Below are 16,080 nucleotides of genomic sequence, written 5' to 3' on the forward strand. Positions count from 1 at the left end.
CCGTTTACTCGGAATAGGCCACGCCCCAAGGCAGGCGGCCAACCGGTACGGATTTTTCCGGTTTGAGTGAGGCGACATCAATAATGGTCATGTCATTTGTCAGGCCGTTTGCGACATAGAGTTTTTCTCCGGAGGGATCGATTTCCATGTGCCAGGGTCGCTGTCCGACGACGATATATTTTTCAATCTCGTAGGTGGTGGTATTGACCGCAGCAACGCGGTTTGCCGGACCCAGTGCGACAAAGGCGTACTTACCATCATTGCTCATACGCATACCTACCGGTTGCACCAGTTCAGCCCGGATTCCGGGGATTTCAAAGCCAATTACCTTAACCAGCTCCCGGCCATCAAGCTTGATAACAGAAACGGTGCCCCCAATCTCGGAAGACGCCCACACATACTTGCCGTCACGGCTGTATTCCGCATGGCGCGGGCGTGTATCTATGAGGATGTTGTCGATGAGTTCCAGTGAGTTGTTATCAATGAAGTGAACCATGCTGGTTTCTTCAGAGGTCGCTACGGTCAGGTGGTTATCCGGGTGGACGCGCATCCCTTCAGGCTCTACGCCTACCGGAATTTCTGCCAGTTTCTCGCCGGTTTGGGTTTTTATCACCGTCACCATGGCATCATCTTCATTGGCAATGTAGATGCGCTCGCCGGTCGGGTCGACGTCCAGCAACTCGGGATCCGGGCCGGGGTTAAGCTGGCGCACCACTTTCAGGCTGGCGGTATCGATAACGTCAATGGCGTCATCATCACCCACACAGACGTATATTTCTTTGCTGTCAGGGCTGGTAATCAGCCCTCTGGGCCGGCGCCCGGTTTCAATGGTGGCGATTTTCTCAAACGTATTGCTGTCCAGTACCGTGACAGTGTTATCACGTTCGTTGGAAACAAACAGCTTTCCGGCTTGTGCTGGCATGGCAAGCAGCGCCGACAGAAACAATACGCTCCATGTAAATGATGCGTTTTTGTTTGTCTTGTTCATTGGTTATTCCCTCCCAATCGGCATTTGGACTCCGGCTCGTCATAGCCAAGAGTGTCCGTGTGATAGCTTGGATGTAGAAACCCTTCAATGGGCGACATCGATATCAATGCACTGTCGGTGGTCAGCAAAACAGGCTGACGAAGCTGGTTGTTCCAAGTGCGGAAATTCATTGGGCGCCCTTTGTACCCTGCAAGCTTTAGCTCGGGATCCCGCAGGGCAGTGATGATAGATGCCTGGTCTACGGCGTCTTTTCTCAGCGTGAACGCTACAACCTGTTTAACTGCCAGCCAGCCAAGGTAGTCTTTTTCGGTCATTTGGCGGTTGGCAAAAACGTCATAAACTTTTTGGAGCCGGGCTGATCCATATTGCTCAAAAGAGCGGTGCCAGGCGGTTGGGTACATCCCCTGGGTACCGACCACAGGGCGGGGGATTTTGGTTCGGTAGGCCATGTAGAGGCCAAAGGCTTCACTTTCATCGGCTACCACTACCACATCGTGCTCCGGAGCATGTTGGGTGACAGTCGGCATCTGGGTCTGGATTTGCTGGTGGCCGGTTTCCATACGGCGGTTTCCCGCTTCGAACTGGTACTCCCTTTCCTCAACGATTTTTGCACCATACCTTTCGGCGGTGCGTTTCATCGCAGCGGCAAATTTCCGGTCTTCTTCTTTTTTGCCCGTGATCAGCAACCACCGGTTCCAGCGTTTCCAGACCAGATATTGCCCGAGGGCATCACCGTACATTGCCCGGCTGGGAATCAGGTGGAAAAGGTTGAGTTGGCAGGTTTGGGTGCGAAGGGAATCGTCTGTCTCCCTGATGTTAAAAATAACCGCTTCTGACGTGGCTGGGTGCCGGGTAAGTGCCAGTAAATCCTCTTTATATAAGTCGGCAATGATAAACCGGTATTCCCCGACACGGATGTCTTCAGTCAGGCCTGATACCGGCTCATTTTCACCAAGGATGTGGCTGTCGACGTGGTAGGTTTTTTTGAACAACCGGCCAGCAAGGTTGCCGTCTTTGGCGGAGAGTTCGGCTCCCTTGATACCTTCATCCTCCAACTCTTTTTCAAGCAATGAAAGGGGCGGAGGTGTCGTGTAGTGCTTACCAATAAAAAGAATTTTATACTCAGACCCGGTTTTCGAAGCTTGTGCAACAGGCAAGCCGGTAAAAAGAAACAGGGAGATGAAAAGTGCGTTATATATCCGCTTCATTGCGTCTTCTCCCCGTCTTGTTCAGCCTTCCTTTTGGCGAGTTTTTTCTCCGCAATCATGGTGAACAATTTAAGGGCCTTGGAAGCGTTTAGCGCACGGTTCTCATTCGCAATATCCAGGGCGGTACTACCACTGTTTGAGACGGCAAGAACATCAGCGCCGTGTTTGACCAGAAGGGCAATCATGGCGGAATTGTCATGTGCCGCAGCAAACATTAACGGGGTTTCTCCCTCGCTGTTTTTTGCATTCAGCAATGCTCCGGCTTCTATCAGCCGGGTTGCAATTTCACCCGGTTCAGCCCCTTCAATGACGTGCTGCTGGCGTTTATTGGATTTCACATGTAAGGCGACCAGCATCAGTGGGGTAAGGTGTTTTTCCCCGGAAACACTGTTTACATCTGCCCCGGCTTTGATCAGTGCATCGGTTGCCCAGAACTTTCGTTCCCCGATAGCAAGCGCAAGGGCGGTATATCCGTTGTTGGTTCTTCGCTCCAAATCAGCCTTTGCTGCCGCCAGAACCTCAACGGTTGGAACATGGTTTCGGTAGGCACCATGCATCAGGGGCGTCCAGCCCTGGGGGTCGGCAAGATTGGGGTCGGCGCCAAGGCTTAGCAACATACCGAGGGTGTCCGAATCTCGGAACCGGGCTGCATCGTGAAGCAAGTTGTAGCCGGCGGCGTTGGTAAAGTTGATGTCTGCACCTTGGTCGAGCAAAAACCGGATTCGGTCTTTGTCCGCCGCGAGTACCGCATTGGCAAGCTCTTTGTTGAGGTCGGCTCCCTGTTTCAGCCAGTTATTGAGCCGGTTGATGTCTACGATTTGATCGGCGGTGGCTTTTTCCTTGTCCAGTTGGGTTTGTTTTTGTGTTAGGGGTTTGAGAAACCGGCTTTCAGCCTCATCGATAAACCCTTCGTAATAGGATCCATGTGATGGCAAATCCCCCTGGACCGCGCATTGGCTGCACGATACCAGAGGAACGCCGTAGCTTCGCAGGATCGATTCCAGCTCTTCTGCGTTTTCTTTCAGCGCTTTATCCAGCGCGAATTTCAAGGTGACGTCGTTTTTTCGCATTCCGATTGAGAGTGAGAATTCGAGTGGGGTTTTGTCCTCCATCAGGTTGACGGGTAAAAGCCGGATGGGTAAGTTCCGCACTTTTTGGGCGTAACCGGCAAACGGCCCCCAAATACCCACTAAATCCAGTTCACCGGTTCCCAGCTTTTTAACCTGTTGCCATTGCTGGTGTTCCGGCGTGAGATCAGTGTCCTGCCTGATGGCATGGATGCGGATATCCTCCGCCACGCCCTTACGGGTTAACGCTTCCCTGAGCCCAGAGTGCTGGTAAGTGCCAATTCGCATTTTCGCGAGCTTGGTGTCATCCAGACCGGTCAGGGACAGGCTTTCATCTTCACGGTAGGCAAATACATAAGTAGAGCGGTAGATCGGCATGGTGGTGAGAACGCCTTCATAGTTGTAAGGCATCCCCAGCAGGAGGTCACATTCTTTGTTGCTGAAGGTTTCACGGTTTAGGCCGCGCTCAAGGTAGAGCCGCCAGAAAAAACTGACGGAGGTATTGAGGGATTTTGCCAGCAGCTTAACGATTTTGTTGTCGTAGCCCTCGCCGTTAATATCTGACATCGGAAGGTTTCCGGGGTCGGCACAGGCGACCAGCGGGCGTATATCCGCAGTTTCTGCCACACGTTGGGCTTTTGTCAGCTCCGCAGAAGTCATTTCATCGTAGCTTTTTTCGATGATATGGCTTTTCGACAGGCCGTTTTTGCTCTGCTGACCATAAACAGGCTTTCCGGTTGCCGCGAGAAAAACGGTGCCGGATAGCAGAATCAATGTGGCGGTATGTGTGCGTAACCTCATGGCAGTCCTTACGCTGGGCGTCAGTTATCCTTAACCGGCGAAAAAGAGGCACCGCGCGAACGGTGCCCAATCTGTGTCATCACTTGTCTAAAACGGAAGCGACACTTTTTCCTGTGTTGCTGTCAAAAATCCGGAAGGTATAGAGCTCTCCGCCTTGCGGGACTTTATCCAGGCCAGTGACTTTCGCCATGGCAGTTGCGCCAATCGCACCGTATTTGTCATCCATATCCAACCCGGCGGTAACAGGCAGGCCAATCCAGCCACCCAAACCGGCAAATACGGAGACGTACTGTTTACCATCTACTTCCCAGGTAATGGGGTTGCCGATGATGCCGGAGCCCAGTTTCCGCTCCCAGACAATGTCTCCGCTCTTACGGTCAACAGCCCGGAAGTGTCCGCTTTTGCTGCCGTAGAACATCAGCCCGCCATCAGTCACGAGAGTGCCGCCCCAGTTTGGAAACGGGTCAGGGATTTCCCACGCGGTTTCGCCGGTGATCACGTTAAACTTTTTTATCTTGCCGGTAATGCCGGGAACTTCCGGGTACATATACACGTTGGCGAACACGTAAACCGTTCCCTGCTGGGTGTGTGTCCGTTTTTGCGGTTCATCTTCCATGCACCAGTTATTGGTCGGGCAATAGAAGATATGGGGCTCTTTCGGGTCAACAGAGCAGGGTTGTTGGTCTTTGCCGCCCATTGCTGAAGGACAGGCCTGAGTGTTTACACCCACAGCGAACGGAGAGTGTTTTTTCACTTTTACCGGACGGCCGGTTTCGAGGTCGACTTTTTCAGCCCAGTTAACGGTCACAAACTTGTGCGCACGCAAAAGGGTGCCGTCGCGGCGGTCGTGTACGTAGGCAAATCCGTTACGGTCGAAGTGCACCAGGACGGGTACGTCTTTTTTGCCATCAATGTCGATGTTCACCAGGATGTTTTCATTAACACCGTCGTAATCCCACTGGTCGAAAGGTGTCATCTGGTAAGCCCAAACCACCTCGCCTGTATCGACTTTTCGGGCGAACGTCGTCATGGACCATTTGTTGTCCCACTTACCATCGTTACAGTTTTCATGAGTGAGCTTGTCGCCGGTGTATCCGCAGCGGTAAGAAGGGCTCCAATGGCCGGGGTTGCCGGTGGAGGCATAAACGATGCGAAGCTCAGGGTCATAAGAAAGCCAAGCCCACTGGGCACCACCGCCAATCTTCCATTCGTCTTTGGGATAGCTGGAAAGACCGAGATCCTGGCCATAGGTACCGAAGTGCGGGTTGGCTTTATTGGTGTCGGGTGTGATGCAGACATCGTTATCAGAGCCAGTAGAATGACAGGTCCAGACTTCCTTCCCGGTATTGATGTCGTAAGCCACCATCCGGCCTCGTGCGGCAAATTCATCGCCACCGAAACCTGCAATAACGTAGTCTTCTGCAATCATAGCCGGGCCGGTATGTGTTTCACCTTTCGGTGGATAGGCGTGTTTGGTTACCCAAAGCTCTTTCCCGGTTTTGGCATCCAAGGCAATGATAAAACCGTCAAGCGTGTGGGTAATGACTTTACCTTTGGCATAGTTCAGACCACGGTGGACGGTGTCACAGCATGCCCGAGGAACTGCGGTCTCATCGCGATCAGTCTGTTTTTCATAGTTCCATATCTGCACAGGGTTGTCTGGGTCGGAAAGATCCAGGGCCTGAACAATGTTCGGCCAGCCACTTGAGAAGAACATCATAGGTTTGCCGTCAATATTGACGACAACAGGCTGTCCTTCATGACCACGTAAACCCCCGGTTGACTGGCTCCATGCATACTGGAGATTTTCAATATTTCCGGTGTTAATTTGGTTGAGCTGGCTGTGCCGGGTCAGTGCGTTGTCACGCCCGGGAGCCGGCCAAAGTTTCTGATCCTGTGCGCGCTTGTCGATTTCAGCCGAGGCCGTTTCAGCGCCAGCGGGAGAGGTTATCAGCATGGAGAATGCTAACAACAAAGTCCCTATGAGCCCGGGAAGTCCCCGGCTACTTCTATACCCTTTCATGTACTAATCCTCTAATCCGTGAAGAGTGGTTTCAGGGAGGTTGGTTGTACGCGGTGCGGCTGCCCGCACCCTAAGAGTTGTCGGTTGAAACAGTAGTGACGTGACGTGAACACCAGCTGGAGGAACGACATTTCCCAAGGCAGCGGCACTGCGTACATTTTGAGGTTAGTGAAGGGATATCAGTGCCGAAAGGTAACAAATTCCTCAATATATCCGGGAAGTTTTCCTTTCTTTGGGAAAAGTAAGAGTTTAAGTGATGATTGTTTCTTTTTATGAATGTGATAAATAAGGAATTTGTATTTTTGATGTTTTGATTGTTGCGCCAAATTCAATAGTCTTTCCCGTTACTTTCTGCGCCCTTAGCATGCTGCTTATACAGCAAAGTGCTTTTGTGTCGATATGCTCACTGGAATCGCCGTTTCTACATAAAATACATTGGGCTGAGCCGATTTCTGGCCAAATCTAAGCCAGCCACCCATGGCTTCCGCCCGCTCTCGCATACCCAGAATACCGAGGCCGGGGACAAAAGCACTGTGAGGGCATCCGTCGTTAATAATTTGGATGTGAACCTGCGGGTTTTCGACGTGAGAATCGAGTGTTACGTGGCCTGAAATACGGGTTGGAGAGGAATGGCGCATCACATTGGTCAGGCATTCCTGTACGATGCGATAGATGGTGACGCGAGCCGTTTCATCGACAATATTGTCGTTTAAAGAAGTGGATATGTCCCAGTCTACCTCCGGGTTCTGTGCTGACCATGCCAACACTAAATCCTGTATGGCTTCTTTCAGGGTCAGGTCATTGAGCACCATAGGCCGCATCTGGCTCAGTGACTTTCGAACACGGAACTGGACTTGTTCAGTTATTGCTTTCAGGGATTCCAAATGGGCAAGCATGGTGGTGTCGTTTTGTTTTTCTGCAAGGTTTTTAACCGCCATGAGCTCTACTTGAATTCGGAACAGGCAGGGAGCCATTTCATCATGTAGCTCTCGTGCGATGTCGCTTCGCAGGGCTTCCTGGTGATCGACCATTTTTCGCGTGAGTACCCGGTTTGAGGCGAGGGTAATGCCTAGCTCATTCACCAGATGGTTGAACGCGACGGTGACCGGTGCTATTTCATCAGCAACGTTTTCATCCAGTGTGATATCCATGTCTCCCTCGCGGACAGTTTCTATCGCACGGTTCAACTCTTTAATGGGGTGGAGGGAAATGGTCAGGGCAAAATAAATGGCCAACCAGATAATTACCATCATTCCAAACATAGCGGTGGCAATGGGAAGGTTCTCTTTCCATACCTCTTCGATTTCATCGATCGGGTCGGGGTAAATGACCAACCGGCCGGGAGGATTAACGGTATGGATAACCAAAGGTGCGAGAATACCTGACGGTGTAACCATCTCGTAGAAGCTTGCTGGTACCCGATCCTGATCATGAGCCCCCTGTGGGGCTGGCATACTGGGTGGAAATCCCCTTTGCTGAAGCTGAAATTCGATATGGATGTGGCGAATGGTTTTAAGGGAATCAACCAGAATGTTGGCATTCAGGTTTGTTTCAGCGAGATCAAGACTTACGTCGTTGGGGGAAATAAGTTCCTGTACGAGGTCATAAGCCGAAACCAATTCCTCTTCCACCGAGTCCCGGGCATTGTTCAGTATTAGCAAGCTGCACAGGGCTGCGGATAGCACCAAGACGACAGAAACCGTGCCCATAAGAAGGAGTTTAATAGAATAGTTGCCAGCGTAGCCTGGTGAGCCGATCATACTGCACAGTTCCCTTGCGCCTTTCCCTTATTATCTAGAGACTTTTATTGTTTTTGTGTATCAAGGTTGAGGCAGAAGACCCGTTTCAGAAAGTGGCAGGAAATTACGTATGTCAAAAATAGATTTTACCCGCGCTGAAAAAGACGTATTGGTTAGGAAAATTCAGTTTTATTTTGATCAGGAGCTGGAACAGGAGATCGGCCAGTTCGATGCGGAGTTTTTACTGGATTTCTTCAGTGAGGAACTTGGTGCATATTACTATAATCGTGGCTTATATGACGCTCAGCTAATTATTCAGGAAAAAGTAGAGTCAATTTCTGACGCAATCTATGAAATTGAAAAACCGACTAATTTTTCAAAATAGGAACCGGTAATTTATCTTTTTGGCTGCTAACGTGATGTTAAGCCCGATATTCATGAAAAATTGACTATTATTACTAGTAAGACAAATGTAATAACTGTAATACTGGTTATTAACAGATCTGTGTTTAACAACTCCGGGCAGATAAGACGATGAAACTTGCGATAGTAACCGGTGGATCCAGAGGGTTGGGGAAAGCATTGGTTGAGGCTTTCAGCCGAGACCAGTGGGAAGTTGTAGACTTCTCTCGCAGCGGTAAAGGGCCGTACCATCAATCATTTGACCTAAGGCATACCAACGAGGTTGAGTCGAAATCAAAAGCGCTGTTTTCGAGAATCAGCAGGCAGAAGTATGAGCATGTGGTTTTAATCAACAATGCTGCCACAATCACCCCGATTAAGCGCGTTTCTGATATTACCAAATCCCAGTTCCAACACAGTATTACGGTCAACATTGTTTCGTCATTGTGCCTGATGCAACTCTTTATCCAGAAACTCCGTACGCTGGACACCCGAAAAACCCTTATCAATATATCTTCTGGTGCTGCTAATAAAGGCTATGCAGGTTGGAGTCTCTACTGCGCGGGAAAAGCCAGCTGCGACAACTTCATCAGGGCCATCGCGGAGGAGGAGAGAACGGAATCCTTCCCTTTTGAAGCGTTTAACTTTAACCCTGATGTGATGGACACGGCGATGCAGGCTGAAATCCGTGAATCAGACAGCCATGATTTCCCGAGCATCGAACGATTTCAGGGATATAAATTGAACAATGAGCTTCGTAGCCCGAGTGAAGTCGCCCATGTGCTGGTGCAGTTAATCAAGCATAACAACGTGCTAACCGAAGATTACTACTCCGTCTGAAAGTGATGCTCCCATTCAGGTTCACACTACAGTGACCGTCTATACCAAAACCAGCATCGTGGAGTAGTTTGGCTATAGAGTCCGTTTCAGCTTTTTCTGCCGCCTTACCGTACCGGAGAGTGCCAGTTTCCCTAAAAATACTACGCTTCGATATAGGGAATATTATTGTGGTATTGCGCTCTACAGTGGAAATGTTGCCATTCGCGCATACCGTGAAAAAGGGGAGAGAATATGAAAATCAGCAGACCAAACCGTATTACGCGCAGTTACACGCAAACACTGGTTGCCCCACCAGAGAAGGTAATGCCGCTTTTGTGCCCGGTGATGGAAGCAGAATGGATTGAAGGTTGGGATCCGGTTGTTGTACTGACGGATTCCGGTGTCGTTGAGCCAGGCTGTGTTTTTGTCACTGAAGCCGAACCTGAAAATGCCGTATGGTTTGTCACTGAGCATGACGTAACAAACGGCCGGGTTGAAATGGTAAAAATTACTCCGGGAGTTACCGCATGTAAGTTGACTATTGATGTGCGTTCAAACGGTCAAGGTTCAGATGCAGACGTCTGCTACAGCTATACGAGTCTTGGCCCTGTAGGCGATGCGTTTATTACCGCATTTACAGAAGAACACTATCTCCAGTCGATGCAGGATTGGGAGGCGCGGATAAACCACTACCTCCTGAATGGTAATATGCTTATATCCAATTCTCTCTGAACTACGCACCTTGAAGAGGTTTGGGCAGTAGTCCTAGCGGCGCTTTTGCCGCCAGCTGATCAACAATGTACAGATAAGGCTGACAACTACCGCGGCGATGATTGCCCAGCTTGTTAGCCGGTTATGATGATAAAAGTTCATCAATGGGGCCATTTCGCCTTGTAAAAATACAGGACCCAAACCAAATATGGCGACCCAGATCAGGGTAGCCAGGAAGTTGCCGGTAAAAAACTTAGCAGCGGGCATTTGGCCGATCCCACAACCCAGGCAAATAAACTGCTTAATTCCTTCAACAAAACGGCTGACTAGCAGTGCCTTAATGCCGTATCTCTCAATAAAGCCGTGTAAACGCAGCTCAGTAGCCGGTTTTATCCAGCCTTTTTTAAGCAATATATGGCCGAACTTCTGTCCGAGGACGTAACCGGCTGTATTACCACAAAAGGCACTGACTGCAGCGACGGTTAGCACCAGTGGCAGCGACATTTTGCCAGCCGCCGCCAGCAGTGCAGCAACAATGAGCAATGACTGCCCGGGTGCAGGAATCCCAATACCTTCAACAGCGATCGCCAAAGCCATAACCAGATAGCCATATTGCTGTAAAAGGGGAGTCATGTCAGAAATGAGGTGTTCAAGTGATGCCATGCTATTGACCAAAATACGGGAGGTTTGTGCGCCAGACGTCTCACCGGTTCCTTGGCGGGGCAATACTGGATTTATACCAATTGGTATTATAAAACGAAAAGGATAGAGTATTTACAAGATAAAATAAATGCCGCCATTTAATAGGCGGCATTTATGTATGCTTCAGGGCTTACACCAATTGGTCTATGCCGTACTGGTTTCCGTATTGTTCCACGACAAAGTCGATGTCTTTGTCTCCTCGGCCAGAAAGATTAATAAGGATTGAGCCTCTCTCTCCGGATTTTGCCAGTTTTAATGCATATGCCAGTGCGTGGGAGGATTCGATAGCAGGGATAATTCCCTCAAGACGTGAAAGCTCAAAAAACGCATCAATCGCTTCATCGTCAGATACCGTCCCGTAATTTACGCGACCGATGTCTTTTAGGTGGCTGTGCTGTGGTCCGACCGAGGGGTAATCGAGGCCACTTGCAACTGAGTAGACTTCCTGAGGCTCACCTTGCTCGTCTTTGAGCATGTAAGACTTGAAGCCGTGCATGACACCCGGCTCACCTAATGTCAGGGTTGCAGCGTGTTCACCGGCCTCTGTCAATGAGCGGCCAGCAGGCTCTGCACCGTGGATCTTAACGCCTTCATCTTCAAGGAAAGCGGTAAACAGGCCCATCGCGTTTGAACCGCCCCCCACACAGGCTACCAGGTTACCGGGCAGGGAGCCGGTCATTTCCTGGAACTGCTCACGGGCTTCGTTGCCGATAATTGACTGGAAATCGCGAACCATCATTGGGAACGGGTGAGGGCCAACCACCGAGCCTATCGCGTAAAGCTGATTGATGGGGTCTTTCATATAGGCTTCGAAAGCGGCATCTACAGCTTCTTTGAGGGTCTTTCGACCATGGGTGGCAGGTATTACATTGGCGCCTAGAATACGCATACGAACAACGTTCGGGTGTTCTTTGCGTATGTCTACCTCACCCATGTAGATATCACATTCCAGCCCCACCAGTGCTGCTGCAGTTGCCAGGGCGACACCGTGCTGGCCAGCACCGGTTTCAGCAATCAGCTTGGTTTTACCCATCTTCTTTGCAAGCAGTGCTTCACCAAGGCAATGGTTGATTTTGTGTGCACCAGTATGGTTAAGGTCTTCGCGCTTCAGGTAGATATCGGTACCGTATTTTGCTGACAGGTTTTCGGCGTGGAAGATTGGGCTGGGACGACCAACAAAATGTTTGTAGAGACGGGCAAGTTCAACTTTGAACGCCGGGTCATTGCGGCATTCGTCATAGGCGGCAGCAATTTCTGTCATAATTGTTTCTAGCTGGGGTGGGATAAAGCTGCCACCGTACTCACCAAAATATCCCTGGGCGTCCGGCATTGGATGTTCAAACGTATTCTGCATGTCTATCTCCTTGTTTTTTCTTGCTGGAGAACAATTTCCCTATCGATTTCAGAATTCGTTTATACCGGGATTAATCGGGGTGGGACATAGCCAATGTCAAGATTTGTGACCGCCCCGAGACAAGATCAAGGCTGATAATGCGGATAAAAAAACACCGTCATCGCTTCTCCTCAATGACGGTGCAACACACAACAGGAAATGGTATCTGCGGACAGAAATTCGGTATATGTATTTGATTTATGGTTTCTTTTTCTCCAAAAGCGCGATTTGTTTTTTCACCTGTTCCTCAGTCAGTCCTACGTCCTTCAGAAAGTCTGGGTCGCTGATTCTGGATTTCAGTTCATGGATCTGTTTTTGACGTTTACTGGTCTGTGACCAAGAAACATAAATTTGTTCAGCAAACAAGCGAGGGGTATTGAATGCCATCTTGATGGCTCGAACCGCATTCTCGTGAAACAAAAGTGTGGTCTTTTCCATAATGTTTTCCTCCCTTGGTTGATTTATGTGACTACTATCACCCCAAAGTTGGATTCAGAATAACGAATAGTTCTTACATCATTCATCAATATTGCTTATGTATTCTTTTATGGGCTTGAGTATCAATAATCTTGGTGACTTAACACCATGATATCTAAGGATATCTATGGGAACTCAACCAGTGTTGAGTTCAGGCTTCTTTATTATCAATTGCTTATGTACCTGATGAAAAAACAGAAGTTTAGCGAAAAGAGGCGTGGATTTGGGGCAGAGTTGACATGAGTGAAGTTATACTGATAAACATTGTTAATACAATGTTGCTTAACCATAAACGAGGCTGAACTATGCAGAATCTGGATCTTGATCAGCTCAGAACCTTGGTTGCCATTCACGATTGCGGAAATTTTAACGCTGCAGCTGAAACGGTATACCGCACCCAGTCTGCCGTCAGCATGCAGATGAAAAAACTGGAAGAAAAACTCGATGTCGCTTTGTTTGAAAAACAGGGTCGGAGTTATACCTTTACAGCCCAGGGGATGCAGCTGGTCAGCTATGCGAGACAGATGCTCGCTTTAAATGATGAGGTTGTTGCAGCATTCAGCAGCCCGGAAATTGGCGGAGAAGTGAAAATTGGTGTTTGCGACGACTACGTTGAACAGGCAACAATGTCTTATCTTTCCGCATTTACCCGCTCTTACCCCAGTGTACAACTGTCGATTTTCAGTAATAACAGCCGACGCCTTGCCACCATGCTCCAGCGGGGGGAAATTGACCTGGCTCTTGTCAATGTACATGAAGAGTTGTGGCATGCAGAGGTGTTACACCATGAGTCATTGGCTTGGGTGAAAGCCCGTGATACGGAATTTCCGTCAACTAAACCCATTCCGCTGGCGATTGAACGGAACTGTCGTTGGGGGCGTCTTGCAGTTGAAAGATTGGAAAATGCCGGTATCCCGTTCAGGGTTGTGGTGCACTCAGCTGACTTCCAGGGATTACAGGCTGCGGTAAAAGCGGGTATGGCTGTTGCGCTGGTTGCGAAAAGTTCAGTCTCGGAACCCCTTGAGGTGATGGACTTACTGGCTTCACGCATCGCCCCACACATTGTCGCAGTGGGGCTGATGGTTAAATCCGGGGCTACATCTCCGGCTGTATTGGCCTTGGCTTCACAAATTCGGCAGTGGTACCAACATCTTGATATGTCTGTGGCGTAACTGGATTAAGGCTTGGACAGTTTTTTGTATTTGAAGGGGATAAATGTTCCGGGGGAAGAGTCACTCGCAGTTTCAGCGATAAAGGATGTGACGACAATTTCGTTGTCGGTTTCGAATTTTAGGTGAAACTGACATCGTCTCCTGCGGGCAGCTGAGAGTTGGTGTTGCCTGCGGTGTTTACTCATAGCCATGGGATAACCTTTAATTTGGGTTTGTACCAGTGGGCATTCCCCGACAGAAGGGAGCACTTACCGTCCTGTTGGGCTCCGGGTCTATCAAATCCTGACCCTTTTATTCTTGCAGGAAATGTCCCACCCATTTTTGATCCTGATTCGGGTCTTGGCTACTGATAATTCACGTTTTATGAAAAACAATACGGGATTCACGATCAGGCTCGGCATAAGGCACCCAATTAAGGCACCTCATATTGCACACAAATCAAACAGGAAGACGGTTTTCCGATTACATAAAATCGGCCACTGATTCCACGCTTATCGCGTCATGGCGCCAGTGCTCGACAGCGGCTTCTACTATGCGTCCTTGCTGATCTGTGTTAATGCGTTGGATGCGCATAGCAGGCGTGCCATCTGTGGCATGGAGGGAAGCAGCCGTCTCTTCAATCAGCGATGTATTGGCAATGGTGTAGCGGGTACTGGCATAGGTTACGTCGAAATGGGTATCAAAAATCTCCCCTAACGGCTGGGTTAAATCGAGATCCAACAACCCTGGGAAAACATCTTTCCGAATGTAATGGGTCACAGTGCAGACTGGACGTCCATCCAATTCATGCAGGCGTTGTATCCTGAATATTTCCTGCATGGGGGGCAAAGCCAATAAAAGGGTAGCCGCTTTGTCTGCCAGCATTTTCTTTGCTTCAGTCACGACGGTTTTGACTTTGCGGTTCTGACGGTCAGCCAATTCACGCAAAGAGATTGGTTTGGAAGGGTCGTAGATCAGGGGAGAGGGAGAAACAAACCAGCCACGGCGGTCTTCACGGTATATCACACCATCAGCTTCAAGCAGAGCTAACGCCTCACGTAGGGTAACCCGTGTGGTGGAAAACAGTTCTGCCAGTTGCCGCTCGGCAGGAAGACGAAAGCCGGGTTGCAATATCCCGGCTTCTATTTGTTCGTAAAGTGCTTTTTTAATAGTGATGTATTGCACAGTAAGTCTTTCTCTGGCGGAGGTTTTTAAGGTTGTCTTTGCCCATCTTGCCAGAGCCCCCGGCAAGGTCAACTGCTTTGACCTTGCTGGGGGAGTTAAGAGCTGGATAACCCCGATTAGATCATGATGCTGGCAATCATGGCTGACAGCACGCTTACCAGGGTTGAGCCGTAAAGCAGGCGAAGGCCAAAGCGTGCAACCATATTTCCTTTTTCTTCATTCACGCCTTTCACTGCACCGGCGATGATGCCGATAGAGCTGAAGTTTGCAAAGGAGACTAGGAAGATAGAGATGATACCTACAGTATGCGGTGTCAGGGTTGCGAGTTGGTCTTTCAGGGACATCATGGCAACGAATTCATTGGCAACCAGTTTTGTCGCCATAATGCTGCCTGCCTGGAGAGCTTCACTTGCAGGTACGCCCATCAACCAAGCGATAGGGTAGAACACATAGCCAATCATGTCCTGGAAGCTGATACCGAAAGCAGCACTGCAGCCCTTGTTAATCATGGCAATCAGCGCAATAAAGCCTACCAGCATTGCAGCGACGATAACGGCAACCTTGAAACCGGTGATGATGTATTCACCAAGCATTTCAAAGAAGGTCAGTTTTTCAACACTGTCTGTGTTCATCAGTTCATCGAAGTTCACTTCCGCTTCATGGTCGTACGGGTTAATAATCGACAAGATAATAAAGGTGCTGAACATGTTAAGGATCAGGGCAGCTACCACAAACTTGGGGTCGATGAGCTGCATGTAAGAGCCTACGATAGACATTGAAACGGTCGACATGGCAGTCGCCGCCAGCGTGTACATACGACGCTCCGACATCTTGCCCAGGATGTCTTTATAGGTAATGAAGTTCTCAGACTGGCCAACCATCAACGCACTGATGGCGTTGAATGATTCAAGCTTGCCCATTCCGTTCACTTTCGAAAGCAAGAAGCCGATACACTGGATAACAACAGGCAGCACGCGGATATGCTGCAAAATACCAATCAATGCGGAGATGAACACGATTGGCATCAAAACCTGAAGGAAGAAACTGAACTGACTGTTATTGAGCAGTCCGCCGAAGACGAAGTTGGTTCCCTCTGAGGCGTAAGCCATCAGTCCGTCAAAAGCGTTGGCAAATTCGGTAACAATACCGGTACCGGCGGTTGAATTAAGCAGGAACCACGCGATACCCAATTCAATAACAAGTAATTGAATGATATAGCGAATTCTAATGCTCTTTCGATCTTTGCTAGCCAGTAACGCCAATGCGGCGATAACAACCAGGCCCAAAACAAAGTGTAAGTAAGACATGGGTAGAGTGATTCCTGATAGCGGTTACATTCAAAGTTGTGATGAATTATCTACGCTTTATTACATAAAAAAGTGATTAAAATCTCATTTATTCTGCAATAGGGAAG

General features: G+C 49.3%; 14 protein-coding genes. 4 read left to right on the forward strand and 10 right to left on the reverse strand.

Annotated features, from left to right (window positions below):
- Positions 1-4: 4 nt before the first annotated feature.
- The 5 genes from NF212_RS22580 to NF212_RS22600 all read right to left on the reverse strand — a co-directional run bounded on the left by NF212_RS22580 (position 5) and on the right by NF212_RS22600 (position 7,847).
- A complete protein-coding gene (locus tag NF212_RS22580; RefSeq protein WP_434361178.1) occupies positions 5-988 on the reverse strand; it encodes a PQQ-dependent catabolism-associated beta-propeller protein in 984 nt (327 codons plus the stop codon).
- Positions 985-2,196: an ABC transporter substrate-binding protein gene (locus NF212_RS22585; RefSeq protein WP_434361179.1), complete on the reverse strand. Its 1,212-nt coding sequence runs from the start codon at positions 2,194-2,196 to the stop codon at positions 985-987. Before NF212_RS22585 ends, NF212_RS22580 begins: the two co-directional genes overlap by 4 nt.
- Entirely contained in the window at positions 2,193-4,064 is a 1,872-nt protein-coding gene (locus NF212_RS22590) for a quinoprotein dehydrogenase-associated putative ABC transporter substrate-binding protein (protein WP_434361180.1), read from the reverse strand. The genes NF212_RS22585 and NF212_RS22590 overlap by 4 nt, the downstream gene beginning before the upstream one ends.
- 79 nt (positions 4,065-4,143) lie before the next feature.
- Positions 4,144-6,087: a PQQ-dependent dehydrogenase, methanol/ethanol family gene (locus NF212_RS22595; protein ID WP_434361181.1), complete on the reverse strand. Its 1,944-nt coding sequence runs from the start codon at positions 6,085-6,087 to the stop codon at positions 4,144-4,146.
- Between the two features lie 371 nt (positions 6,088-6,458).
- Entirely contained in the window at positions 6,459-7,847 is a 1,389-nt protein-coding gene (locus tag NF212_RS22600; protein WP_434361182.1) for a histidine kinase, read from the reverse strand.
- A 109-nt stretch (positions 7,848-7,956) separates the two neighbouring features.
- Here NF212_RS22600 and NF212_RS22605 point away from each other — a divergent pair, with 109 nt between their 5' ends.
- The 3 genes from NF212_RS22605 to NF212_RS22615 all read left to right on the forward strand — a co-directional run bounded on the left by NF212_RS22605 (position 7,957) and on the right by NF212_RS22615 (position 9,779).
- Positions 7,957-8,211 (forward strand): DUF2164 domain-containing protein, encoded by a 255-nt coding sequence (locus tag NF212_RS22605; protein WP_434361183.1) that lies wholly within the window; start codon positions 7,957-7,959, stop codon positions 8,209-8,211.
- A 149-nt stretch (positions 8,212-8,360) separates the two neighbouring features.
- Positions 8,361-9,068: an SDR family NAD(P)-dependent oxidoreductase gene (locus NF212_RS22610; RefSeq protein WP_434361184.1), complete on the forward strand. Its 708-nt coding sequence runs from the start codon at positions 8,361-8,363 to the stop codon at positions 9,066-9,068.
- A 231-nt stretch (positions 9,069-9,299) separates the two neighbouring features.
- Complete coding sequence (locus NF212_RS22615) at positions 9,300-9,779, forward strand: hypothetical protein (RefSeq protein WP_434361185.1); 480 nt, start codon at positions 9,300-9,302, stop codon at positions 9,777-9,779.
- Between the two features lie 33 nt (positions 9,780-9,812).
- Here the strand turns inward: NF212_RS22615 and NF212_RS22620 are convergent, their stop codons facing one another.
- The 3 genes from NF212_RS22620 to NF212_RS22630 form a co-directional block, all read right to left on the reverse strand.
- Positions 9,813-10,421 (reverse strand): DedA family protein, encoded by a 609-nt coding sequence (locus NF212_RS22620; RefSeq protein ID WP_434361186.1) that lies wholly within the window; start codon positions 10,419-10,421, stop codon positions 9,813-9,815.
- 169 nt (positions 10,422-10,590) lie between these two features.
- Entirely contained in the window at positions 10,591-11,790 is a 1,200-nt protein-coding gene (gene trpB / locus NF212_RS22625) for a tryptophan synthase subunit beta (protein WP_434362968.1), read from the reverse strand.
- 261 nt (positions 11,791-12,051) lie between these two features.
- Entirely contained in the window at positions 12,052-12,291 is a 240-nt protein-coding gene (locus tag NF212_RS22630) for a hypothetical protein (protein ID WP_434361187.1), read from the reverse strand.
- A gap of 344 nt (positions 12,292-12,635) precedes the next feature.
- Here NF212_RS22630 and NF212_RS22635 point away from each other — a divergent pair, with 344 nt between their 5' ends.
- Positions 12,636-13,502 carry a LysR substrate-binding domain-containing protein gene (locus NF212_RS22635; protein WP_434361188.1) on the forward strand — a complete coding sequence of 289 codons (867 nt, stop codon included), beginning with the start codon at positions 12,636-12,638 and terminating at the stop codon, positions 13,500-13,502.
- Positions 13,503-13,964: 462 nt separating this feature from the next.
- On the opposite strand, the gene NF212_RS22640 is transcribed toward NF212_RS22635, so the two are convergent.
- Both NF212_RS22640 and NF212_RS22645 read right to left on the reverse strand, forming a co-directional pair.
- Positions 13,965-14,666 (reverse strand): UTRA domain-containing protein, encoded by a 702-nt coding sequence (locus tag NF212_RS22640; RefSeq protein WP_434361189.1) that lies wholly within the window; start codon positions 14,664-14,666, stop codon positions 13,965-13,967.
- 116 nt (positions 14,667-14,782) lie between these two features.
- On the reverse strand, positions 14,783-15,973 hold the full coding sequence (locus NF212_RS22645) for a NupC/NupG family nucleoside CNT transporter (RefSeq protein ID WP_434361190.1): 1,191 nt from the start codon (positions 15,971-15,973) through the stop codon (positions 14,783-14,785).
- Positions 15,974-16,080: the final 107 nt, after the last annotated feature.

It is taken from the genome of Parasalinivibrio latis, assembly GCF_036825535.1.
Taxonomy (GTDB): Bacteria; Pseudomonadota; Gammaproteobacteria; order Enterobacterales; family Vibrionaceae; genus Parasalinivibrio; species Parasalinivibrio latis.

What these genes read in the sequence shown, in the direction of transcription:
- NF212_RS22645 (WP_434361190.1), bottom strand. Translation starts at nt 15,973, where the DNA reads ATGTCTTACTTACACTTTGTTTTGGGCCTGGTTGTTATCGCCGCATTG.
- NF212_RS22610 (WP_434361184.1), top strand. Translation starts at nt 8,361, where the DNA reads ATGAAACTTGCGATAGTAACCGGTGGATCCAGAGGGTTGGGGAAAGCA.
- NF212_RS22590 (WP_434361180.1), bottom strand. Translation starts at nt 4,064, where the DNA reads ATGAGGTTACGCACACATACCGCCACATTGATTCTGCTATCCGGCACC.
- NF212_RS22605 (WP_434361183.1), top strand. Translation starts at nt 7,957, where the DNA reads ATGTCAAAAATAGATTTTACCCGCGCTGAAAAAGACGTATTGGTTAGG.
- NF212_RS22595 (WP_434361181.1), bottom strand. Translation starts at nt 6,087, where the DNA reads ATGAAAGGGTATAGAAGTAGCCGGGGACTTCCCGGGCTCATAGGGACT.
- NF212_RS22585 (WP_434361179.1), bottom strand. Translation starts at nt 2,196, where the DNA reads ATGAAGCGGATATATAACGCACTTTTCATCTCCCTGTTTCTTTTTACC.
- NF212_RS22620 (WP_434361186.1), bottom strand. Translation starts at nt 10,421, where the DNA reads ATGGCATCACTTGAACACCTCATTTCTGACATGACTCCCCTTTTACAG.
- NF212_RS22580 (WP_434361178.1), bottom strand. Translation starts at nt 988, where the DNA reads ATGAACAAGACAAACAAAAACGCATCATTTACATGGAGCGTATTGTTT.
- trpB (WP_434362968.1), bottom strand. Translation starts at nt 11,790, where the DNA reads ATGCCGGACGCCCAGGGATATTTTGGTGAGTACGGTGGCAGCTTTATC.
- NF212_RS22600 (WP_434361182.1), bottom strand. Translation starts at nt 7,847, where the DNA reads ATGATCGGCTCACCAGGCTACGCTGGCAACTATTCTATTAAACTCCTT.
- NF212_RS22630 (WP_434361187.1), bottom strand. Translation starts at nt 12,291, where the DNA reads ATGGAAAAGACCACACTTTTGTTTCACGAGAATGCGGTTCGAGCCATC.
- NF212_RS22615 (WP_434361185.1), top strand. Translation starts at nt 9,300, where the DNA reads ATGAAAATCAGCAGACCAAACCGTATTACGCGCAGTTACACGCAAACA.
- NF212_RS22635 (WP_434361188.1), top strand. Translation starts at nt 12,636, where the DNA reads ATGCAGAATCTGGATCTTGATCAGCTCAGAACCTTGGTTGCCATTCAC.